16 protein-coding genes and 9 pseudogenes are annotated in these 21,799 nt (G+C 58.3%); 14 read left to right on the forward strand and 11 right to left on the reverse strand.

Features of this window, described 5'->3' with window-relative positions; genetic code table 11:
- Positions 1-250 precede the first annotated feature (250 nt).
- From AC0L2Y_RS31035 to AC0L2Y_RS31045, 3 genes and pseudogenes are all read right to left on the reverse strand, one after another.
- On the reverse strand, positions 251-391 hold the full coding sequence (locus AC0L2Y_RS31035; RefSeq protein ID WP_473561749.1) for a transposase: 141 nt from the start codon (positions 389-391) through the stop codon (positions 251-253).
- Positions 392-917: 526 nt separating this feature from the next.
- Complete coding sequence (locus AC0L2Y_RS31040) at positions 918-2,603, reverse strand: carbamoyltransferase C-terminal domain-containing protein (protein WP_473561723.1); 1,686 nt, start codon at positions 2,601-2,603, stop codon at positions 918-920.
- Positions 2,604-3,474: 871 nt separating this feature from the next.
- Positions 3,475-4,282: pseudogene (locus AC0L2Y_RS31045) on the reverse strand (IS256 family transposase); the annotation flags it as partial.
- A gap of 204 nt (positions 4,283-4,486) precedes the next feature.
- Here AC0L2Y_RS31045 and AC0L2Y_RS31050 point away from each other — a divergent pair.
- A complete protein-coding gene (locus tag AC0L2Y_RS31050) occupies positions 4,487-4,642 on the forward strand; it encodes a hypothetical protein (RefSeq protein ID WP_473561725.1) in 156 nt (51 codons plus the stop codon).
- Positions 4,643-5,120: 478 nt separating this feature from the next.
- On the opposite strand, the gene AC0L2Y_RS31055 is transcribed toward AC0L2Y_RS31050, so the two are convergent.
- Complete coding sequence (locus tag AC0L2Y_RS31055) at positions 5,121-5,567, reverse strand: hypothetical protein (RefSeq protein ID WP_473561727.1); 447 nt, start codon at positions 5,565-5,567, stop codon at positions 5,121-5,123.
- A gap of 379 nt (positions 5,568-5,946) precedes the next feature.
- The gene (locus AC0L2Y_RS31060; protein WP_473561729.1) at positions 5,947-6,321 is read right to left on the reverse strand and encodes a tyrosine-type recombinase/integrase; all 375 of its coding nucleotides are present in this window, start codon (positions 6,319-6,321) and stop codon (positions 5,947-5,949) included.
- A gap of 257 nt (positions 6,322-6,578) precedes the next feature.
- On the opposite strand from AC0L2Y_RS31060, the pseudogene AC0L2Y_RS31065 reads away from it, so the two are divergent.
- From AC0L2Y_RS31065 to AC0L2Y_RS31080, 4 genes and pseudogenes are all read left to right on the forward strand, one after another.
- Positions 6,579-6,847: pseudogene (locus AC0L2Y_RS31065) on the forward strand (IS5/IS1182 family transposase); the annotation flags it as partial.
- Positions 6,848-6,979: 132 nt separating this feature from the next.
- Positions 6,980-7,705, forward strand: a complete 726-nt coding sequence (locus AC0L2Y_RS31070; RefSeq protein WP_473561731.1) for a methyltransferase — start codon at positions 6,980-6,982, stop codon at positions 7,703-7,705.
- Positions 7,706-7,749: 44 nt separating this feature from the next.
- Positions 7,750-7,857 (forward strand): annotated as a pseudogene (locus AC0L2Y_RS31075) (IS481 family transposase); the annotation flags it as partial.
- Between the two features lie 31 nt (positions 7,858-7,888).
- Positions 7,889-8,232 (forward strand): annotated as a pseudogene (locus AC0L2Y_RS31080) (phage integrase N-terminal SAM-like domain-containing protein); the annotation flags it as partial.
- Between the two features lie 59 nt (positions 8,233-8,291).
- Here AC0L2Y_RS31080 and AC0L2Y_RS31085 read toward each other — a convergent pair.
- From AC0L2Y_RS31085 to AC0L2Y_RS31100, 4 genes and pseudogenes are all read right to left on the reverse strand, one after another.
- Positions 8,292-8,765: pseudogene (locus AC0L2Y_RS31085) on the reverse strand (tyrosine-type recombinase/integrase); the annotation flags it as partial.
- Positions 8,762-9,502 (reverse strand): tyrosine-type recombinase/integrase, encoded by a 741-nt coding sequence (locus tag AC0L2Y_RS31090; RefSeq protein ID WP_473561733.1) that lies wholly within the window; start codon positions 9,500-9,502, stop codon positions 8,762-8,764. The pseudogene AC0L2Y_RS31085 and the gene AC0L2Y_RS31090, both read right to left, overlap by 4 nt.
- Before the next feature lie 18 nt (positions 9,503-9,520).
- Positions 9,521-9,667 carry a hypothetical protein gene (locus tag AC0L2Y_RS31095; RefSeq protein ID WP_473561735.1) on the reverse strand — a complete coding sequence of 49 codons (147 nt, stop codon included), beginning with the start codon at positions 9,665-9,667 and terminating at the stop codon, positions 9,521-9,523.
- Positions 9,667-10,899, reverse strand: a complete 1,233-nt coding sequence (locus tag AC0L2Y_RS31100; protein ID WP_473561736.1) for a tyrosine-type recombinase/integrase — start codon at positions 10,897-10,899, stop codon at positions 9,667-9,669. Before AC0L2Y_RS31100 ends, AC0L2Y_RS31095 begins: the two co-directional genes overlap by 1 nt.
- A 168-nt stretch (positions 10,900-11,067) precedes the next feature.
- Between AC0L2Y_RS31100 and AC0L2Y_RS31105 the strand changes: the two are divergent.
- Together AC0L2Y_RS31105 and AC0L2Y_RS31110 are read left to right on the forward strand one after the other, a co-directional pair.
- Positions 11,068-11,588: pseudogene (locus AC0L2Y_RS31105) on the forward strand (IS91 family transposase); the annotation flags it as partial.
- A 441-nt stretch (positions 11,589-12,029) separates the two neighbouring features.
- The gene (locus AC0L2Y_RS31110; protein ID WP_473561738.1) at positions 12,030-13,259 is read left to right on the forward strand and encodes an ATP-grasp domain-containing protein; all 1,230 of its coding nucleotides are present in this window, start codon (positions 12,030-12,032) and stop codon (positions 13,257-13,259) included.
- 93 nt (positions 13,260-13,352) lie between these two features.
- Here the strand turns inward: AC0L2Y_RS31110 and AC0L2Y_RS31115 are convergent.
- Positions 13,353-13,556: pseudogene (locus AC0L2Y_RS31115) on the reverse strand (hypothetical protein); the annotation flags it as partial.
- Between AC0L2Y_RS31115 and AC0L2Y_RS31120 the strand changes: the two are divergent.
- The 4 genes from AC0L2Y_RS31120 (at position 13,545) to AC0L2Y_RS31135 (ending at position 17,127) form a co-directional block, all read left to right on the forward strand.
- Positions 13,545-13,805 carry a hypothetical protein gene (locus tag AC0L2Y_RS31120; RefSeq protein WP_473561740.1) on the forward strand — a complete coding sequence of 87 codons (261 nt, stop codon included), beginning with the start codon at positions 13,545-13,547 and terminating at the stop codon, positions 13,803-13,805. The pseudogene AC0L2Y_RS31115 and the gene AC0L2Y_RS31120 overlap by 12 nt on opposite strands.
- 305 nt (positions 13,806-14,110) lie before the next feature.
- Complete coding sequence (locus AC0L2Y_RS31125; protein ID WP_473561742.1) at positions 14,111-14,818, forward strand: class I SAM-dependent DNA methyltransferase; 708 nt, start codon at positions 14,111-14,113, stop codon at positions 14,816-14,818.
- Positions 14,819-15,150: 332 nt separating this feature from the next.
- The gene (locus tag AC0L2Y_RS31130) at positions 15,151-16,095 is read left to right on the forward strand and encodes a thiamine pyrophosphate-dependent dehydrogenase E1 component subunit alpha (protein WP_473561744.1); all 945 of its coding nucleotides are present in this window, start codon (positions 15,151-15,153) and stop codon (positions 16,093-16,095) included.
- A 30-nt stretch (positions 16,096-16,125) separates the two neighbouring features.
- Positions 16,126-17,127, forward strand: coding sequence for an alpha-ketoacid dehydrogenase subunit beta (locus tag AC0L2Y_RS31135; protein ID WP_473561745.1), 1,002 nt, complete (start codon positions 16,126-16,128; stop codon positions 17,125-17,127).
- A 1,087-nt stretch (positions 17,128-18,214) separates the two neighbouring features.
- On the opposite strand, the pseudogene AC0L2Y_RS31140 reads toward AC0L2Y_RS31135, so the two are convergent.
- Positions 18,215-18,565: pseudogene (locus tag AC0L2Y_RS31140) on the reverse strand (IS110 family transposase); the annotation flags it as partial.
- 83 nt (positions 18,566-18,648) lie between these two features.
- Between AC0L2Y_RS31140 and AC0L2Y_RS31145 the strand changes: the two are divergent.
- The 3 genes and pseudogenes from AC0L2Y_RS31145 to ctlX all read left to right on the forward strand — a co-directional run.
- Positions 18,649-18,774, forward strand: a pseudogene (locus AC0L2Y_RS31145) (integrase core domain-containing protein); the annotation flags it as partial.
- A 481-nt stretch (positions 18,775-19,255) separates the two neighbouring features.
- Positions 19,256-20,473 carry an arginine deiminase gene (locus tag AC0L2Y_RS31150; protein ID WP_473561747.1) on the forward strand — a complete coding sequence of 406 codons (1,218 nt, stop codon included), beginning with the start codon at positions 19,256-19,258 and terminating at the stop codon, positions 20,471-20,473.
- 181 nt (positions 20,474-20,654) lie between these two features.
- On the forward strand, positions 20,655-21,539 hold the full coding sequence (gene ctlX / locus AC0L2Y_RS31155) for a citrulline utilization hydrolase CtlX (protein ID WP_473561751.1): 885 nt from the start codon (positions 20,655-20,657) through the stop codon (positions 21,537-21,539).
- Positions 21,540-21,799 lie beyond the last annotated feature (260 nt).

Consider the following 21,799-nt stretch of genomic DNA (forward strand, 5'->3'; position numbering starts at 1 on the left):
CGGGACGTCGGTGATGTGAGGAAGGCATGAGCTGCATGGGCAAATGATCGATCAGATCGGGGTCAGGAAAACCAGAGTCAAGTTGAGAGCCCACGCAAGCTCGCTTTGCACCGCACTCGATCACATGTCCAATGCTTCAGGTTCTTCCTTGCACACAACCCCTTCCGGGATGCCCATAGGATGACAGGCATAGCGCCGATGATAAGCAGCCGTGGAATATCGCGTGGTCCATATTCGAGGTTTTTCCTAGTCATTGCTCACCGCCGCCGGTCGACTTCTGCAACGGGACGAGCCCAAGCCAAGCGGCGAAGTCACGGCCGCATTTGAACGTGTCCGTCGGCGGCGCGGAGGTTTCAATCGTGGGTGCGGCGATGGGGCCAACGCCGGGCATGGTTTGCAAGCGCCGAGATGCCGGGCGACGATCCCCTGATCAGCCTCCCAGCCGCGCTGATCAGCCCGGCCCATCCCGGAGAGCACGGCGACCAATGCCGCCAGCTTCACCTGTATGGGGCCATGAGTGTCAAGCCTGCTCCTGCATTTATCCCATCTCCTGGTTCGGCCGATTGGCACGCCGGTGCTCACGCGACACCGCAACGCTAGCGGGGTGGATGGCATAGGCCTCGATGTCGCGCGCCGCAGCCAGAACCGGCGACGATCGTGTTATGCTTGTTCGAGAGCGGTAAGAGACCGGCTTGGGTCAAAAAAACTGCGACATGGGACGCCTCCTTCTGAAGAGTGTTAACAGCGCCGAAAGATGCCACACTCTCGCCGCTCGCCGCGTAGGATCTACGCTGCGGCACACGATCGGTTAGTCCGCGCGGCAATGTCACACGCCGTCGGAGCGAAGAGCTGGACAGAGGCTGACTTCAACGTGGCGAGTCGAGAAGCAAGCCTTACGCGCGGTAAGTCCAAGTGAATTACTCTTTGGTCCTACAATCTTTCCATCGGCTCTGCGCATTACGGGGCGTCCCCTTGAAGAGATAAAAGGCGTCATTGATAACAAATCCGTCAAGACCGGTGGCCCGGGCATAGGTCAGCAAATCGCTTGCGCGATTAATGAAGCCAGTTCCGTTGAAGTTCAGCGAGGTGTTGCAAAGAACACCGACCCCACTTTTTGCCTTAAACGAGGTAAGAAGTTGAAAGAGACGCGGGTTCTGCTCATGAGAAACTGTCTGAGCCCGCGCTGTTCCGTCGACATGCGTGACGGCCTTCAACCGGCTATCGAGAACCTTTTGGAAAAGAAGCATATAGGGCGACGGGCGTGCTAAGTCGAAATGGAGCGCAATGTCCTGCTCCAGGCAAACCGGCGCGATCGGGCGGAAACCCTCCCGGTTTTTGATGCGGTTTAACCGCTCATGCGTTGCCTTTGAAAAAGGCGCCGCGAGAATTGACCGGTTGCCGAGCGCCCGTGGCCCGATTTCGCAATTCCCTTGTACCCAGCCGATCACCTTGTCGGTGAGCAGGGCCGAGGCAACTTGGTCGTAGTCGAGTGGATGGACCTCGAGCCCGGTGCGATCAATTTCGTCAAGTGTGAAAGGCTGACCTGAATAGACGTTCCATTTGATTTTCGCATTGCCCGTGAAATGCCGCATCGCGTCGACTGCAGTCCCGATAGCCGAGCCCGTATCGTTTGTGCACGGCGGTATAAAAACATCGGGAAAAAGGTTTGTTTCGATCCATCGGCGGTTCCACTCGCAATTCAATCCACACCCGCCCGCAATCAGCAGCGGGAAGCCCTTTGTCAGGTTCTTCTTCGCAAAGGCGTGGAAGGAATCGAAAATGGCATTCGAAACTCGCATGGCGAGGGTGGTGAACTTCTGATGGGTTACGCCAATGTTGTAGTAGGGAGAATGCCGCAGATCCTCCTTGCTAAGCGAGAGCAAAATACTGTCGCGCGGAAGCAGAAATTCGATCAGCGCCTGCTCGTCCCGGTCTGGCGATCCGGGCTGCCCATAGGCGCAAAGCGCCATTAGCTTGCCGGGGTCTTCGTCGCGCAATCGTCCTTTTGGCAAGGTGAATTTCGGATCGGCCAGCGCATAAAGGAAGGCATATTTGTTGCCAGGAGTCGCCATCACTTTTCCCAAATGCACAACCTGCAGGCGCTCATCGATTTCATAGAAATCTGCCAACACCCCTTCCCAGATCAGTGCATAACAGGGCGTTCCGGTAGGGAATGGGGACATGCTGTAGGAGCTCCAGAGATGGGAGCGCTCGTGCGTCGAGGAATAGAAACGCACCTTCTTCCCGAAGATGGTCTTCTCGCCGACTATCTCCGACCCTTGGGCTATGCCCTTATAGCCTGCCGCGACGGCGCTGTCGCTCGTGAACCCTGTCTTCGTCCACCCACTGATAGCGATCACATCCGGAATGGCGTCCAGGCCGCCAGCGGCATCGAGGAACGTCGTTGGAGTGAGGGTCGAATATCTGGGAAAGCTGTCCTTCTCAGCCTCGAATGAATAGATGAGCTCGGCTGATGCTGCATCCAGTGCTGCAATTGCGCCATCATGGCCCGGTTTGAAGGACATTATCCTCATTGTGTCAAGCTCCTGCGGATGAAGGCTATCAACCTTGGACGGGGAAAAATTCAGGGTTTCGAGGCTCAAGTCACGTTTTTCGCGCGCCTTGGATGCCGTAAAGAGGTGCTTCAGAATTCGCCGGCATCGGATCCGTCCGAATTAGAACGACCTGCAAGGAGCGATCCGGCAAGCGATTCTGCAAGTATCATTGGTCTTGAGGATGGATTATTGCTGTCATAGTTTAAATACTCCTATCTACCCGTTTCCGCGCTTTATCCCAAATAATAAGACGGATTCGGATATTATTCCCCGTATTTCCTTCCATGACGAAGGTGAATTGATGAGGAATTTCCAAGCGCATACCTTTTTAGCACACAACACATCAGGGAACAATTAACGCTTTGTTATATTTTGTTGAATGATTGTTAATTGAAATGGCGCATCACTTATACATTAATTTTCACACCCGAAGGGATGATTCCGGTGATTTGCGCGAAAGCACTGGCGAACAGACAAAGCGCTAGCTCGGGCGCTTCGCCAGTGGCTGACGAACCTCACGAGTTGGTCAGCAATTTGTCGTGCCGTGTTGCGACACGTCGGAACTGCTTGAGCTTGTTCACGGTACACGACAGTCGGTGAGAGATGATGTACTTGAATCGAAGGTACTTTGCGTTGAACAAAAGCCGGCTCGACGCTTGCTGCGCTGGCGCAGGCGGGAAAAAATCAAGCCGCTGCCAGCACGCCTCGCCGCCAATGAGACCCTGCAGACTTTGGCGCGGACTTGAAGGACAGCCGGACCTGGGCGTCTTTATCCCAATATAGCCGAATCTCCGGGCTGGCGGAACCTTGGCCAGCCGCCGACTGACGGCATAGGTGCGACGACAAGCCACAAGCTCGGTCTCGGCTCGTTCGAAGCAAAATTCGGAGAGCGCTGGCCAACAAAGGCGATGTTCATCGGCAACTCTCTGCGCCGCTTGATCTCGCCGTTGAGACGTTCGATCGGATCGGCAAATGGAGCTTGGCGCGATGCTCCTTCGGGAAGGTCATGTAGGCCACCACGTCGGGCTCGGCGTCATCCATGATTGTCGCCAGCTTCGGCAGCTTCGGCACCTTCGGCCGGATCTGGTCGGCGACGGCGCGCCATTGTACGGACGCGGCCTCGGGCGTCTCCTGGGCGAAAGCGGTGGCGATGAAAGCGGAGACGACGCGGCGGCCGCTCTTGCCGGCATGGGCCAGCACGTTCCTCATGAAGTGGAACGCGGCAGCGCTGCCATGTCGTGCACAGCACCTTGGTGACGGCCGCCTTGATGCCTTCGTGAGCATCGGAGACGACGAGCTTGACGCCGCGCAGGCCGCGACGTGTCAGCTTGCGCAGGGACTCCGTCCAGATCGGCTCAGCCTCCGAGGTGCCAATCTCCATGCCAAGCACCTCGTGCCGACCGTCCGCGTTGACGCCGACGGCTATAATGACGGCAAGCGGGACGATCCGCCCACCGCGGCGGACCTTCAGGTGAGTGGCGTCGATCCACAAATACGGCCAATCGCCCTCGATCGGCCGCTCGAGGAAGGTCTTCACCTTGCCGTCAATCTTCTCGCACAGCCGTGAGACCTGGCTCTTGGAGATGCCCCATCCCCGTCGCCTTTAGGTCGTCGACCGCGCGCGTCGAGATGCCCTGTACATAGGCTTCCTGGATGACGGCGGTGAGCGCCTTTTCGGCCATGCGGCGCGGTTCGAGGAAGCCCGGGAAGCAGGAGCCCTGGCAGAGACCGTCGGCGCCTGAAGGGCGACCAGGCGATCGAAATCCTCTTGGAACTCATGCAGGCGGATCAGTGCCTCATTCCAGCGCCGCTCAAGCTCCCCGGCGCCGGTTCTCGGGTCGACCTCATCGTACTGGGGCCGCGCACGCCCCGCTTCATAGTGGGGCCTGCCGAAGCGCGTTCTCAACCTGCTGTCGCTTGTCGCAGTGCTCTTGGCCTTGCGTCTCTATGGGAGCCAGCGCCGCCTCGATGCCGATCGGCTGCATGCGATCAAGATCCTTCTGGGCGATCGCTCGGTCAACCCGCATGCCGCCGAAGCGTATGCAGTCGACGACGGCTTTGTCGCCAAGGTCCCACGACAGACATAGCGTTGGGTGTTGCTGTAAGCGGCCGCAGCGAGCACAGCGGACGAGACCGGGCAGCAAGGCTTCGCCCGGCGGACCGCCCCGCGGCCCAGGTAGCTCTTTCCGTTGGCGTTGTCGGCGATCAGATGCTGATTCCTGTCGAGCTCCTCACAGGAAATATATGCCTGGTGATGATCGCCCACTCCTTCCAGTTCCGGCGCATGCTATCACGCACGACCCGCTTCCGGCCGCTTTCGATCAAAACGCGCGTCCCACGCCGGACAAAAGCATATGACCCAGCATAGACCGGATTGGTCAGGATGTGGTCCAGCGTGTGATAGACCGGGGCCTCCCACTCGATTACATGCTTGCCGCGGCCGGGTTTTGCGCGCCAGCCGTGACCCTTCTAACGAGACCGCACCGACACGGCCCGGCCTATGGCCGCCAGTGCATATTGGAGTCTTTGGCTTTAAAGGTTGTTCTTGACTTGCTAGCTCGTCGACTACACGATGGGCCTACGGCAAAGATGCTCAGCGTTGATCTTGCTCATTGCCGTCTCCTTCAGTTCCGGGTCCACGGTCCGTCGGCTGGCACAGATGCCGCTTCGATGAGTAGCGACTGCAACAGAGCCACCGCTTTCAGCCGATTGTCGTCGGACATCTCGGTTGGTGGCGCAGCGAGCGCGAACAAAATCCAGTTGAGTGCGCAGCGGGATCTTCATCGGCATGTCCTCCTCCAGAGAACGAGTCTCTCGGAGAGAAGCTACGAGATGATCGACAAGCGCGCGAAGTTCGAGGAGGTATGTGAGGGGAAGATGGAGCTCGGCAACGACATCGATCGAGCCGGCCTTTGAAGTGACCATCCAGTCCGGAAAATGGAATGACCCGCCATCCGGCTGCTGGATTAAAAGATGACGGACGCCGTCACGCTCATGTTCGCCCGACCACAAGAACGGTCTGCCCAACCAGAGGTTGGAATGGATAGGTGACGACTGCGTCGATGCCGGATTCCCGGCATTATAGCGCGGCTTCCGACGGCGGTGCCCAACACTGGGCAACGATCACTTCACTGATCGAGACCGCCTTATGCCGCGCGGCATAAGCATGTTTATGCCGACCGCCGAACTATGCCGAGCGCCTTCTTCCGATCATGGCGGTGTATGAAGCGCTTTGCCCGCCATTTCGACCGAAAGCCGGTAGTTGACACTCGGCACAGTTCTTATGCTCAAAGGGCGTTCAAGAATTCAAGAAGTCGGTCTTTCGGCCGAAATCGTTCGGTCCTTTGCGCGTTCGTATGGCTTCAGCTTGGCATGTGCAGATTCCTTCAGCTCAAGATTTGCGTGATGTAGTCGGCGTCGTTTCCATCGCCTCATGGCCTAGCCGCAGGACGATGACCGAGCAATCGACGCCCGCCTGCAGCAGCTCCATGGCAGCGCTGTGCCTCAAAACATGAGGCGATAACCGCTTCGAGCGGAGGGTGACGCAGTGTTCGCAGGCCTTGGCGACATGTTTGTTCAGCAGCGCCTGCACGCCGTCGGCGCTCAGCCTGCCGCCGTGCATGTTTGGAAAGAGAGCCGTTGCGCCCCGTTTCCTGGGTTCCTTGAGCCAGCCCCGAAGGGCTTGCTGTGCAATCTTCGTGAGCGGCGTACTTCGCTCCTTGCGGCCCTTGCCAACGCATCGCACGTGGGCACCGTGCCCCAGCATTACCGAGTTCCGGTCGAGATCATGACCTCCGAGACCCGCAACCCCGTTTGTGCGGGCAGCAACAGCAGAGTGTGGTCACGCCCTCCGAGCCATGTGCTGCGATCCTGACGGGCCAGGATCGCTTCAATCTCGGGCCTCGTGAGAAACTAAAGCTGTCGCTGAGATAGTTGCGCGCGTATCCATCGGGGCTCATCGTGAAGACGTTGTCCAACCCCATCGGGAAGCCGGACATACGTCACGATCTTGAATTCGCGCGCCCTTGGGTGAAGCGTCCGTTCGCCGATGGCACCTACGACGCCGAAGCTCATGGACAAAGCCAGCTATCTCGACTTCTTGATCGAGATCATCCGTCTGACGACCAGAAGGCTTGCACATCCTGCCCGGCCGGTGGGGGCGTCGAGCGGACCTGGGGCTGGATCACAAGATGGCGCCGCCTCGCCCGGCTAGCACAGCGCATCGACGTCTCGCAAGCCATGATCCTTTGTCGCAATGAGCGGCAATCATCCGCCGAAACGCTCATCCTTGAATTTCAAAAACGGAGTTAACTCGAGTACGGTCGATAATTAACTTCCGGTTCGTCATGACCTACCAATTGTTGTAGTTGCGTACACTAAAATGTTAAACTACCATCATAGCCTCAACAGATTGAGGGCACACGATGACTACAAAACTTTCCTCTGAACCAATAATACCCGATTACAAATTCAAAGTATGGAACAACTTTCCCGTCTACTACACAGATGATCTGGATGGCGGCGGACTTGAACTCGCTGACGACTACATTCAACTATTCAATTCATTTAAGGACCGGCCTCGCTTTAAGCGTATGTTTGAATGGTGCAGTGGTCCTGGATTTATTGGATATTCGATGTTGGCCGACAAAATTTGCGAGAGTCTATGTCTTGCCGATTTTTATCGGCCTGCTATTGAGGCCGCGCAATACACAGCAACCAGGAATAATATCAACGATCGTGTGGCAGTTTATCAGGGGTATGGAATTCAGGCGCTGCCAGATTGTGAAAAATTTGACCTGGTCGTTGGCAACCCACCACACTATGTTGAGCGCCATATGACCGAATACGCCTATAAGATGGAGCCTCGTATATATGTGGATGAAAAGTGGGCTTTGCACCATGAATTTTTTTCTGGAATACGCAATCATCTTAATCGCGATGGCCTCATAGTTTTGCTTGAACATGGCAAGGGATCACATATCGATACTTTCCGACCTATGATCGAGTCGTCGGGACTCAAGATATCCGGATGGCAGTGGTCGCGGCGATTTAATGCTATTTATTGGTATCTGTTCATCATGCGAGACGATTCGGAAGTGCAGCTGCAGGTACGCACTCAGGGCAACGAATCTGAATTAAGATTGGCTTGACAAGCCGGCCCGACCGACCAGCAGCGTCTCGACCTGCTCGAAATTGGGAGTTCCTCCATATCTTCATCGGGGACGCGTCCCGCATCGCGTTCTCGCAGATCCTGCCCGACGAGAAAAAGGAGAGCGCCATCGCCTTGCCCACAGGAGCAATGGGATGACCGGTTGAACCCGCTTCGCCGGCGCATGATCGAGGACATGACGATCCGCAATCTGTCGCCGGCCAGGCAACGATCCTATCGTGCTCGCGGTAGCGAAGTTCTCCCCATTTCGGCCGGTGACCGGACCGGCTAGGCCTTGAGGACGTTCGCGCCTTCCAGGTGCATCTGGTCTCTACCGGATCTCGTGGCCGGCGCTGAACCAGACGGTGTGCGCACTGCGGTTCTTTTACGGTGTGACTTGCGTCATGCCGAGATCCCTGAGCGGATCTATGCCCCCGCGCGCCACCCACGCTGCCGGTGGTTCTCAGTGCCGACGAGGTTGTTCGCTTTCTCGAGGCAGTGCCGAGCCTGAAGACGCCTACCGCCTTGATGCTCATCGACGGCAAGTCGATGTTCTCGATCTTCAGACCGGTCAGCTCGGATACGCGCAGCCCCGCACAGACAGCCAAGTGCAGCATGGCGCGGTCGCGGATGCCCTCCCACGTCGTGGGATCGGGCGCGTCGAGCACGGCTTGTAACTCCTCCCGCAGTAGATAGGGAACCAAGCGCGCATCCGTCTTCTTGAACGGGATCGCCAGGACGCGGCGGATCTGATCCAGTGCTGCCGGTTGCCGGTACTCGAGGAAGCGGAAGAACGACTTGATCGCCGCCAGCCGCACGTTGCGCGTCACAGCCGCGTTCTTTCGGTTGTCCTCGAGATGCTCGAGGAAGGCGCTCACCAAGCCAGCGTCGATCTGCTCCAACGTTAGCAGGGACGGTTTGACCTTGAGCTTTTCGGCGGCGAACACGAACAGCAGCTGGAAGCTCAGGGCATAGGAGTCCTGCGTGTGCCGACTGACGCCTCGCTGGCGGGAGAGCGTCTCGCGCAGGAACGCTTCAATGAGAGGAGCGATCGGCGTCATGACCGCCCTCCCTCCGACAGGAACTCTTCGCTGGCCGCAGCGACGTCGCGCATGAGCTCGGCGGTAGCTTCGAGATACCAGTAGGTCGCATAGATGTTGACGTGGCCCATGTAGGTGGCCAGCGCCGCCATATGCGCCCCGCATCGGCTTCGGCCAGCCGGGCTGCCCTGCAGCGCACGCACGGCGAACGTATGCCGCAGATCGTGCAGCCGAGGACGGCGCGTCGTCCTCGATCGGATGCCAGCTATGCCCACCAGCCTGTCGAAGAGCTCTTTGACCGCGATGTAGCGGAGTGCCCGACCACGCTTGTCGATGAACACCGGATCATCGTGCGAGCGCGGCCGTCGATGCGCCAGATAGCGTTCCAGGCCTGCTGCTGCCGTGTCGTGCAGTGGCACCAGGCGCGTCTTGCGGAACTTGGTCTCGCGGATCAGCAGGCCGTCGCCGGTCACGTCGGCGACCGTGAGCCTCAGAGCTTCTGAGATCCGCAACCCGGTGGCCGAGAGCAGCGCGATCAAGGCTGCAAAGGTGAGCGGGCGCAAGCTGCCCTTGGGCCGAAGCCGCAGCGCAGCCTCGATCAGGCGATTGATCTCGTCTGCCGAGTAGATGTGCGGCGTGCGGCGCCTCTTGCGAGCACCGAAGTGATTGGCGGGCGGCAGCTCATGCCCGGCGTCCTCGACTTGGGTGTGGCGCACGAAGCGGCAGATGGCCCTGAGTCGTGCATCACGTTGCGCCACGGATGGCCCGAGCGCGGCCTATTCGATCGCCGCTTGCGTCTCAACGTGCGTTTGCGCGCGCTCGGCCGCGAAGGCGGCAAAGCTCTTCAGCAGGTACTCCGCATTCGACATCGCGAAGCCCGTGGCGCGGCGCAGGGCGAGATAGGTCTCGATCGCGTCTAGCATCACAGCGCCTCCGGCCAGGGCTGAGCGACCTGCTTCAAGAGCGCGACATCGGCCTTGGCGTAATAGGCCGTCGTGTCGATGCTTCGGTGGCGGAGGACCAGACCGATCTTCTCGAGCGGAACGCCGCAGCGCAGCATCTCGGTCGCCGCGGTGTGCCGCAGGACGTGCGCCCCCTTTACCGACGTCACGATGCCGGCGCGCTTCATGACGCGCTTCGTCACCGACGAGATCCCATCGCCGTTCCGGAACGGTCGGCAAGGCGCGATCGTGCGCAGGAACACGCGATCGCTACGACAGGCAGACGGACGGCATTCGAGATAGGCGGCGATCGCATCCCCGACGTCTTGCGGGAGCGGCAGGCGGACCTCGTAGCGCGCCTTGCCTGTGACCCGGAGCGAGCCCGCCTGCCACTCGATGTCAGTGAGACGGAGTTGCGCCACGTCGCCGGCCCGCAGTCCGAGGCGGGCCAACAACAGCAAGATCGCGAGATCACGTCGACGCGCACTGGTGTCACCATCACAGGCGGCGATCAACTGATTGACCTGCTCGGCCGACAAATATCGCGGCATGTCGGCAAGCTGCCAATGGGCGTAAACTGGAACGGCGTTGTCGAGACCCGCCTGACAGCAGCCTTCGACTGCAAGGTATCGCAGGAATGCCCGAAGGCTCGTCGTCATCTTCTCGATCGTGCCGCTGCCGCACTTGCTCGCGCGTTCCATGAAGTAGCCGCGAACATCGGCCGGACTCCAGCCAGTCGGGGCCGATCCGAGCGCTATCATTATGCCGGCAGCGTCGCGAGCGTAGAGCCTGACGGTGGCATCGGATGCCCCGCGATGCTTGCGCAGCCAGGCCTTGAAGTCGGTGACCAACTTGGGCTCGGCGGGCGCCGTTACCACGGCCGCGGATCGGCAGACGCCGACCTCGACAAGGTGCCGTCGAAAGAGCCGGGCGCCGTAGATGGTGTGGTGGTTCCGCCGGCCGCCTCTGACGCGCGGACACCTGCAGCTGCGCAGGTGCTCGCTGAACGCCGCCAGATCGATGTCTCCCAGGCTCACGCCGCGCTCGACCATAATGTGGCCGGCATGGGCTGCCGCCCGCAAATAGCGCACGGCCGTGTCTGGGCTGTAGCCTTGCCGTTCGAGTGATGCTGCGAAGCCGTCGAGGTATGGCCCGCTTGGCCCGCTCCGCAGATGCCCCAGAATCTTCGATGCCGAGAAGTAGGTCTCCAACATGTTCGTCCCCGTTTGTGACCGGCCATCAGTGGCCAAGTCGATGGGGCCGCGAGCACACCCAGTTATGGAGACAAGAAGCGCCGAGATTCACAGGAAAATGTCAGCGACGCCACGCCGACTCCCCATTACTGGATCTGCCCATAAGGCAGGTAATGGGCATCGCCCATTACCTGCCGCAACCGGCATTGCTCCAAGTGCCAGGGAAAGGCCGGGAATGGCTCGCCGCGCGGCAGGACGAGCTTCTGCCGGTTCCCTACTTCCACGTAGTATTCACGCGGCCGGCCGAGATCGCCGCAATCGCCTTCCAGAACAATGCGGCAATGTACACGATCCTGTTCAAGGCGGCCGCCGAGACGCTGCGCACGATCGCCGCTGATCCCAGAGATCTCGGCGCCGGGATCGGTCTCGTTGCGGTGCTGCACAGATGGGGCCAGAACCTCACCTATCACCCCACCTACATTGCATGGTCCTGGGCGGCGCTATCTCCCTCGATGGAGGGCGGTGGGTCGCCTGCCGGCCGGGGATCTTCCTGCCCGTGCGCGTACTGTCGCGCCTGTTCCGCCATCTCTTTCTGGAGGAACTTCCTAGGGGCCTATGATGAGGGCGGGCTGGGCTCCTTCGGCGATCTCGCCTACCTGGCAAAGCCTGATGCCTTCGTCTGCTTGCTCGCCGAGGCTCGTCGCCGTCAATGAGTCGTCTACGCGCCGGTACGGTATCCGTCGCCATGCGCGCCGTCACCCTGACCCTTGTCCCGCCGCACAAAGCCGCAAGCAGACAGCCCGGCGATAGAAGGCACTCCAACCTATCCGACGGCTCGCGCCATGCCGGTTCCGTCTTCCACCGTGCTACCATTTCGCTGTCGCCGCATTATGAACGCCCTTCACCAGCCTAGCACCGACGATCCCGACCGCTCCTCCAGGCTACTATCCCCATAGCGCCTTTCGTCGAGACCGTGCCGGACGCCTCCAGTAGCCAAATAAGGTTGTACAGACATTTCATACTATTTCACGGAATGTTTGCGACCGCAAATCGCTGACGATGGTACGTTCACCACTAGGTCTTAAGTCAGGAACGGCTAAAGCGCATCTGCCGATACGACGCCGTGCAGCAACAATGGGGATACAACTAAAATGGCAGGAAGAGCGCTCATCCTAATTGAGGGTCATCCCAGGGGTAACGGTCTGCTATACGTCCAAGCGGCCCAGCGCCTCGGCCTTTATCCAATTACTCTATCGGCTGATCCGACCCAGTACGACTACATTGCAGCGGAAAGGGTTGAGGCAATCTGTGTTGATACACACAACCTCGACTTGCTAATCCGCGAATGTTCACGCATAGGCGCGATCTATGACATCGCTGGCATTACCTGCGCCTTGGAGAAGTTCGCTGCGATAGCTGCCAAGCTCTGCCGGTATTTCGATTTACCGGGACCGAACGCCGAATCCATAGAACGATGCTGCGAAAAATTCACTCAACGGCAGGTTCTCGCGGCGGCCGGGCTTCCAATACCCGCTTATTGCTTGGCAACGAACGCGACGGACGTAGAAAGCTCGGCCGCGGAGATCGGCCTGCCAGTGATTGTCAAGCCAGCCACAGGCAGCGGCAGCCGCGGTGTTCGATTGTGCGGCAACATCGATGAGTTAGCGGAACATACGACTTTTCTGTTGGGCGGGAAGCACATATGGCGGTCTCCGCCGAGGATACTGGTCGAAGAATTCGCACAGGGCCCGCATTATAGCATTGACATAATGGGAAGCGAAGTCATTAGCATCAGCGTCCTTGATTTCTGCCGCCCGCCCCATTTTGTCTATCGTGAGCTCACCTATCCGGCCGTGCTGACCGATGACGCGCATAAATTGGTCGCTGATGTTTCGCTGAGCTGTTTGCGAGCTTTAGGCCTTGGCTGGGGGCCAACGAACGTTGAACTTCGGTGGACCAAGCGCGGCCCGGTCGTCATTGAAGTCAATCCGCGTCTTACGGGTTCGCCTGCTCCTCAACTGGTTCAGCTGGCTTACGGTGTCGATCTCGTCACCGAGCACATCAAGCTCGTCATCGGCGAGGAATGGAACTTACGCAGAAGCAGTTCGCAGACTGCGGCTGCTCGGTTCCTAGTTGCTGATCGCGACGGCATCCTCGATTGGATCGCTGGCGACGGTCGGGCGGCTGCCGTATCAGGTGTCGCCGAGGTCAAATTGTACGTCAAGCCCAAGGCGCCGATCGTCAGGAACGGTGACGTGCAAGACTGCCTCGGACATGTCATTGCCGCTTCACCCACCCGCGTTCGGACCGAGGCGATGCTTCAACGGGCTGTCGACTTAATCGATTGGTCGATACGGCCGTTCCCACCCGAAAAGGAATAACCAGCGTCCAAACATCTTCGCGCCAGAGCTCAGGAAAGGCGACCGCCAGTTGACAGTAGACCCGCAGGATGCGCAGAAGCTGCGCCGACAGCAAGCGCGAAGGCCCGCGGCATGGACCGTTGTCAAGGCGGTAGGCGTCTTCAGGCTCGGCACTGCCTCAAGAAAGCGAACAACCTCGTCGGCACTGAGAACCACCGGCAGCGTGGGTGGCGCGCGGGCATAGATCCGCTCGGGGATCTCGGCATGACTTGAGAAGCTGAAGCGGGAAGATCGCCGGCTTCGGCAATGATGGTCAATGCATCGATCGGACCGATGCCCGGATTTGTGGCGGGAGCTAATCCCTATGTGCCGCAGCAGCTCGTTGGCCTTGTCTCGATCCCGTTGCGTTGCTGGATCAGGCTACAGCTCGGCAATGATCATACGGAACATACAAAAGATAGAGGAATAGGAGGAGAAAAGACGACGGTTGAAGTTTTGACGGAAACTATTGCTCTGTATTTACCTATGCATGTTCAGTGTATTTTTGGTGAGTTGAAACTCAAGTAATGCGCGTTCATCAAAATTGCAACAATATAAAACGGAATTTTAAAAAAACTATCTTTTGTTCCTGCATCTCTCTGGTAAGATGCCTCTTGAGAAAAAACGATCTCTTTTCTGCAACTCAACATGGTGTGAGCGTCAATTGCCTAGGGTGCCCATAGGGTCGATGCAGCGCCGGCAGCGGCAGATTACCATCTGTCCAGAGGCGCTCCCGCACAGTGGCAATAAGGAGTTCGTGCTTTCAGCCGCTGCCATTGAGCGCCCATGAAGGCATTACCGCACCCATTTGCCCTTGCACGGAGGAACTATTTATGAACAGCCTGGATCAGGAAAAAGCATCGGAGCGCGCCGCACGAGAGCGCATGAGGGTGTCCCATGCTCTCGACGGCGACCCCGATCGCTTGGCCCACTTATATCGCGGATGGGCGAGTGCCTTCGATTTGGATCAGGCCCGCATCGGCTACCGCGGGCCGAAGATCGTGGCGGAACTGGCAGGCGCTGTGCAGACAGCCTATCTGACCGGGCCGCGAAATGGCACCACGATCCTGGATGCTGGCTGCGGAACGGGGCTCGTCGGCGTGGAACTGGAACGCCTCGGCTTCCGATTGATTGACGGATTCGATCTCTCCGAAGAGATGGCCGAAAAGGCCCGGCAAACCGGTGCCTACCGCCATGCGCAAGGCAATGTTGACCTAAACGGGCCGCTCTCCGACCACGCCAGCGCCAGCTATGACATGACAGTCTGCTGCGGTGTCCTCACCCTCGGGCATGTCCGACCGGAAGGGTTGCGCGAGCTGGCTCGCGTCACCCGTCCGGATGGCTTCGTCATTGCAACCACCCGTAAGAGCTATGCGGAGACGACATCCTTTGAAGACCAGGTGCGGCATCTGCAGGATGAGGGGAGGCTTATAACGGCACAGTGTCTAAGGAACGGCAGATACGTCGCCGAGGAGGATGCGCACTATTGGGTCTTCCAGGTGCCCGAGAAGACCAGCGCTCCAGAGGAACCGAGGCCATGACGACGCTATCGAAAGTGGCAGCCGAGCAACGCGTCAAGCTCTTCCCTGACGGCTCCTGCTCGCGGGCCAGCACATACTTGAGACGCCGGAGGCCTTTAACGCTGAGGCCGCATAGCCGCAATTCTCGTCCATGCTGTGACAGCCAATCGCGGCGCCCGTCGGTTTACCAGCAGCTCTTGCTCCGGACATATGAGAAAACCAGGAAAGTACATGAATAACTCCCGAATCAGGACCTGTGCTCTGCCATCCAAGCCGGCATTTTTCACCTTGAATGGAGCAACGTTTGGATCATGCAGTTAGACGGTGATCAGAGACTGGAAGCTTATCGGCGGATGCTTCGTATCCGTCGATTCGAAGAGGAGGGCATGCGCCAGTTCGAAGCTGACAGAATCCCTGGTTGGTTTCACTCGAGCGTTGGTCAGGAAGCCGCGGTCGTCGGGGCATGTCTTGCGCTTCGGAATGTTGACGCCATGACAGGGACGCATCGTTCGCACGGTCATCCGATCGGGATGGGTGCGAACCTGGATGAGCTCATGGCCGAGCTGATGGGAAAGGCCGGCGGCATTTGCAAAGGGCGCGGCGGTTCAATGCACGTTGCAGACAATTCGGTCGGGATCATCAGTGAATCCGGTATCGTAGGAGGAGGCATCCCTCTAGCCACAGGATGTGCGTTCAGCGCCAACGTCCGGGGCGTCGATCAGGTCACCCTGTGCTTCTTCGGCGATGGGGCTGTGAACCAAGGCACCTTCCATGAGAGTCTCAACATGGCGTCCCTGTGGAAGCTTCCGGTCGTCTATTTTTGTGAGAACAACGGCTATGCAATGACCACCTCGGTGGCGCAAAGCCACGGGCAGCCAGACATCGCGCTCCGGGCAATGGGCTACGGCATGCCAGGTATAACGGTTGACGGGCAGAGTGTGAGCGCCGTCTATGAAAGTGCGGCACAGGCCGTCACGCGAGCACGCGCGGGCGAGGGCCCTACTCTGATCGTAGCCAATACCTATCGGTTCGATGAACACGATTTCGGTTCGGTGATTCCAGAGGAGCCATATCGATCGGCTGAAGAAGTAGAGGCTCAAAAACGCGAGCGCGATCCGATCTTACTTTACCGCACGGTGCTCATGAATGAAGGAGTAAACGAAGAAAGTTTAATGTCTATCGAGAACGAAGTCAGACGAGCTGTCGAACATGCAGTGCAATTTGCTTTAGCTAGCCCAATGCCTAAGCAACAATCCTTGCCAGATTTCATGTTCAGCTCACCACTGTATGGTTCATAGCTTCATAGATGGCTGGAGAGGGATCAATCCATGGAAACTGTTTCGCGGAAATTGACAATCACGTCCGGCCCCCATGTCCAAATGACTTATTTCGAAGCGCTCATGCAGGCGCAGATGGAGGAAATGGATCGGGATGAGCGCGTCGTCTTGCTAGGAGAGGAGCTCTCGGCTCATGGCTGCGCCAAACTCATTAAGCGGTTTGGCAAAAACCGGGTCTGGAACACGCCGATTTCAGAAGGCAGTTTCACCGGCCTCGGGATCGGGGCTGCCATCAACGGACTGCGGCCGATCGTGGATCTCTCAGGCGCCAGCTTTGTCTATCTCGCTTCGGATCAGATCATCAATCAGGCCTCGAAACTGCGTTTTATGACCGGAGGCCAGATCGACATTCCGATTGTGTTTCGTTGCTGTATGTCCTCGCAGGGGTCCCTGGCGGCACAGCACGCCGACCGGCCCTATCCATCTTTTATGAATGTGCCTGGCATCAAAATCATCAGCCCGACCAATGCCGCCGACATCAAGGGGCTGATGAAATCGGCCATTCGCGACGGCGATCCGGTAATGGTCTTCGAAGACACCCGTCTGTGGCCGCTCAAGGGCAATGTGCCCACAGACCCTGACCATACAATCCCGATTGGCAAAGCGGATGTGAAGCGCGAAGGACGAGACATAACCCTTATCGCTATTGCCGGTGTCATTCGGCCGACGCTAGAAGCTGCAACTGCGCTCGCCGAGGAAGACATTTCGGTCGAAGTGATCGATCCACGTACGTTGAAGCCACTCGATCATGAGACCATCAAAATGTCAGTCGCCAAGACCGGACGTCTCGTAATCGTTGAAAACGCGCACCGCGTCTGCAACGTCGGAAGCGAAATCGCCGCGGTGATGGCGGAAGACGCGTTTGATCTGCTGAAGCGCCCGATCCTGCGGGTGAGCGCTCCGGATGTCCACGTGCCCTTTAGTCCAGCTCTCGAGAAAGATTTCTTCCCGACGAGGGATCACATTATCGCCGCCGTACGGCGGTTGCTGTGACATTCTCGACTCCGCAAGACGGAAGCGAAACGTGCAGCAGCGCGTTTTAGGCTGCGACGTCGGCAACCTGAGCCATATCGTGACCCCGGCGAAGCAGCATCCTCGGTTCGTGCATTCGTTTACGAGCTTCTGCACAATTCGGGAGGATTGATGTCCTGGTCAACAATGCAGCCATCGTGGTGCATAAGTCGACTGACAAGCAAACTGCCGACGATGGAACCGCCTCATAGCGGTGAATCTTCGCGGCCCGTTTCTGACGGCCAAGTATGTGGCGCCCGAAAATGAGACGAATCGGCGCGGGCGCGTTCGTCAAGATGGGCTCGGTCGAGGGCTTTATGGTCAACCCATAGCACACGGCCTATGCCGCCACGAAAGCCGGTGTGCACCGCCTGACGCTGGGACTGGCGGTAGACCTCGGAAGCTTAGATTTAAGTGGACGCTTGGCGAATGACGTATGTGGCTATGGTGCAGCCGTCGAGGGTGGAAGCGGCGCCGCTGAGCCACTGCCGACGGGTGCAGTCCGACAGCGGACGCGCCGCTCCTGGACGGTCGAGCAGAAGCTGGCGATTGTTCGTGAAGTGCAGGAGTCGAGATCCGGTGGCCCTTGTAGTGCGGCGTCACAAACAGGAACGCGAATCACGGTCGGCGCCGCGCTGGCTCCCTGCAAACGTCTACGACCACAGGCCACACCTCTCAATGCCCTTTCGTCCAGAGCTTCATCTGTGGACGACCCGCCCCGCGGGAGCAAGTGGTTTTGAGACAGATGGCATTGGTGGGCGTTCATGTATTCGGCCTATTCATGCGACCGCTACATGGTCGCTGGCCCTGAACGCGGATCGAGGCCTCATCACCGGTCGCGCTGATCGCGCATGAAGCTCTTCGGGCTTTCGCCAGCTCTGCCGCTTGCCATCACGTGTCAGTGCACTTGAGCCATTCGGTGTTTGTCGTGGTTCCAGATCTCAGACTCTCGCGGAACGGAACCACTCGCCGGTCGTCATCATTGTCCAGATGATGCCGACAAGCTTGCTGGCGACCGCAACCGCGATAAGCATAGGAGGCCCCTTCAATCCATGATCCATCCAAGGTGGCGCGCGCGCACCAAGAGGCCGCGGGCTCGGTGCAACATCAGGAATGCCTGATCCTGCTCGGACTTGATCGGCACAAACCGCATGCCAGGTCGAGAGACAGCCTCGCAGATGGCCGCAGCATCCGCAGCGTCGTTCTTCGCTCCCCGGCGAACGTAGGGCTTAATGGTGGAATGAAGCCGCACGTCGTGTCCGAGCTTTCTGATCTCCCGAGCCAATAGTGACCGGAGGCGCAAGCCTCGATACCGATCAAGCACGGACAACTTCTCTCTGCAGCGTATTGCCTGCAGTGTCGGAACCGTGAACGTGAAACACGTGCATGCCAGATCAAGGCCAATGGTTGCTGGTTCCATATTTGTAGGCTCCCTGTTCGGTGAAATGCGGGACCATCATACGGTCCCGTTCGGGGAGCGGGGCCGTCTTCCCCATCAATGGACTGCGCGATGAACTGCTCAACGAGACGCTGTTTACCTCGCTGGCTCATGCGCGCTTAGCCATCGCCCTGTGGCGCTCGACTACAACACCGCGGCTGCACTCCCAAATCGCCTGGCAGACACCGGCCGGAAGCGTCGATGTTGGCGACCCAATCGATTGTTTATTGTCAGATACCAGACAAACTTCTGCGTGCAATGGTAAGGATACAATACGAAAGGCTGCAGGAAACCAAGACAAACTCGATATTGGCATGACTTTTGCTCTTAAGCAATAACTAAACAGGGCTGTTCGATGGCTATGCCGACAATTTACTTATGGATGTCACTCGCACGCGATTCTTTGAACGGATGCATGCGACCGCCTGATCCGGCGCCAGTGCGTCTTTATCCTGGAACTCGTCCGCGACGTTGGGCTGCGCACATTCCTACAACTTTATATGCATTGTGCTCAATCTACGCGGCCTCCTCTTCCCCCTCTGGGTGGCGGCGCGAGCGTAGTCAGCGACCATCAGTTCCTGCCGTTCTCACAATGGCTGCACCCCTTTCGGCGATTGCCTTGCCGTCAATGAGATATGACCTGGGTCGTCAGGCTCCGGTGGGACAACTCCCATGACGAGGTTAGGTGTGCATTCCGAAGTCGCCCGGCTGCGAGAAGTGCTGGTCCACCGGCCGAGCGCTTGCCTGCGCCGCCTCACCCCGCGGAACTGCAGGGACCTTCTTTTTGATGACGTGCTTTGGGTGGAGCGCGCAGGACAAGAGCACGACATGTTCGTGGAGGTCCTGCGCGACCTTGGCGTGGTGGTTCACTCGTTGGATCAACTGCTTTCTGTTACGATGGCCTTGCCGGCGGCGAGCCGTTGGCTGCTCGACCGTCGCGTCAATGCTTCCACTGCTGGGCAAGACATGGTCGATGAATTGCGAGGCTGGCTCCGTGAAATTTCCCCTGATCAACTCGCGACCTATCTAGTCAGCGGGATTTTAGCTTCGGAACTGCCGTTCCGACCGCGCAGCCTGACGGGGCAAACGCTGGAGCCGGGGGATTTCGTCCTCCCCCCATTGCCAAACCAGGTTTTCACACGTGACAGCTCCTGTTGGATCTATGGTGGTGTCTCGGTCAATCGTATGTATTGGTCTGCAAGACAGCCTGAAGCTGCGAATATCGAGGCGGTCTACCGCTTCCATCCGCGGTTTCGCGAGGCCAGCTTCACTTACCTGGTGCCCGATGAAACAGACCACATTTCCAGTCTCGAGGGCGGAGATGTGATGCCGATCGGCGGCGGTATTGTGCTGATTGGAATGGGCGAACGAACCACACCGCAGGCGGTCGAGACTCTGGCGCGCCGCATATTCACGAATGGCGAAGTGACCCAGGTTATCGCAGCACTGATGCCGCGGAATCGCAGCTATGTGCATCTTGACACAATCTTCACCTTCTGCGACCGCGACCTCGTGACGATTTACCCGCAGGCCGTTGAGCTGCTGCAGACGTTTTCGTTGCGACCGAGCAACGCTGAGGGCGTGCTCAATGTCACTAAGGAGACTAGACCTTTCTTATCGGTAGTGGCAGAGGCGCTGGGTTTGAAGGCTCTCCGTACTGTCGAGACCGGTGGAGATATCTTCGCGGCCGAGCGGGAGCAATGGAATGCCGGTAACAATGTGATCGCAATCGAGCCGGGTATTGTGATTGCTTACGAACGTAACGTAGACACGAACACGCTCTTGAGGCAGGCCGGCGTGCAAGTGATCACTGTCGAGGGTGCGGAACTCAGCCGGGGCCGTGGAGGCGGTCACTGTATGACTTGCCCGCTGGTGCGCGATCCGATCTGAGCAAAGGCACCATGACACGCGCGGTACTGCAAAGACCATTCGCGACTTTGGGAAATTTCAGCTTTTCGCCAGGTTGGCGAGATGCTCGACGGTATTTGCCAACGCGCACATTAACCCGATCGGAGTCCTTCCTGTGGCAGCACGTTCAGAATTCTCGATTCAGGCCCCATCCGCGGTGGTTATGGTCCGTCCGCATCATTTCTCGGTCAATACTGAGACTGCGGCTGACAATCGCTTCCAAGGAACGAATGATGATGCTCGTAATCTGTCGTCGCTCGCCTATGCGGAGATCACCCACGCCACCGCGCTGCTTCAAGAGCAGGGCATAACGGTGCATTTGTTCGAGGGCGAACAGAGCGACGCCCCGGATTCAGTATTTCCAAACAACTGGTTTTCAACCCACGCTGGCGGTTACATAGCTATATATCCGATGAAGGCTTTAAGTCGCCGGCGAGAGCGCCGGGACGATATTATTGAGATGTTAAAGGGTCGATATAGAGTACGGGAGGTTATCGACTATTCTGGTCTTGAACCAGACGGGCTTTTCTTGGAAGGTACTGGTTCTATGGTGCTCGATCATATCGGTCGGGTTGCCTATGCCGTAAGATCTGAGCGCACGCATCCAAATGTACTTGAAAGGTTTTGTACTCAGTTCAGTTTTGAGCCTATGGTGTTCTCGGCGAAGGACCCCAGCGGAGTCGACATCTATCATACGAACGTACTGATGTGCGTCGCGACCGACTTCGCAATGATTGGGCTCGACATGATCGCTGATCCAGAGAGTCGACGCGAAATCGTAAACCGATTCGAACGGTCCGGCCGTCGGGTGATCGGGCTGACCAATGCACAGATTGAGAAGTTTGCAGGCAATGCGATTGAGCTCCTGGGCCGGAATGAGCGCATCTTGGCCCTGTCGACGACCGCCCTATTAACATTGACTACGGATCAGATTGAAATGATCGGCGAGAGCGCGCGGCTGCTGCCACTAGCAATCCCTACGGTCGAGCGGGCTGGCGGTTCCGTACGATGCACCATCGCCGGCGTGCACCTCACATCTCGGGAGTAGTTAGATGTTTGATCTCGAGCTTTAATGGAGCGGATTGAGTTTGAAGCGTTCCGGTTGTGACGCCCACGCCTTGCAGATGAACTCGTAGGGGGAGGATGGCAGGCTCAGGCGACTCGGCCGCGTCGACATGCGACGCGATCTGCTAGCGGCCTTCGCCGCGAAGCTGTCGCCGGACGATGTCGTGGTGATCGAGGCCACCGGCAACGCGACGTCCGCTGCAGCTGTGGTTGCGCCGCATGTTAACAATGTGGTGATCGCCA

It is taken from the genome of Mesorhizobium sp. WSM4830, assembly GCF_055811495.1.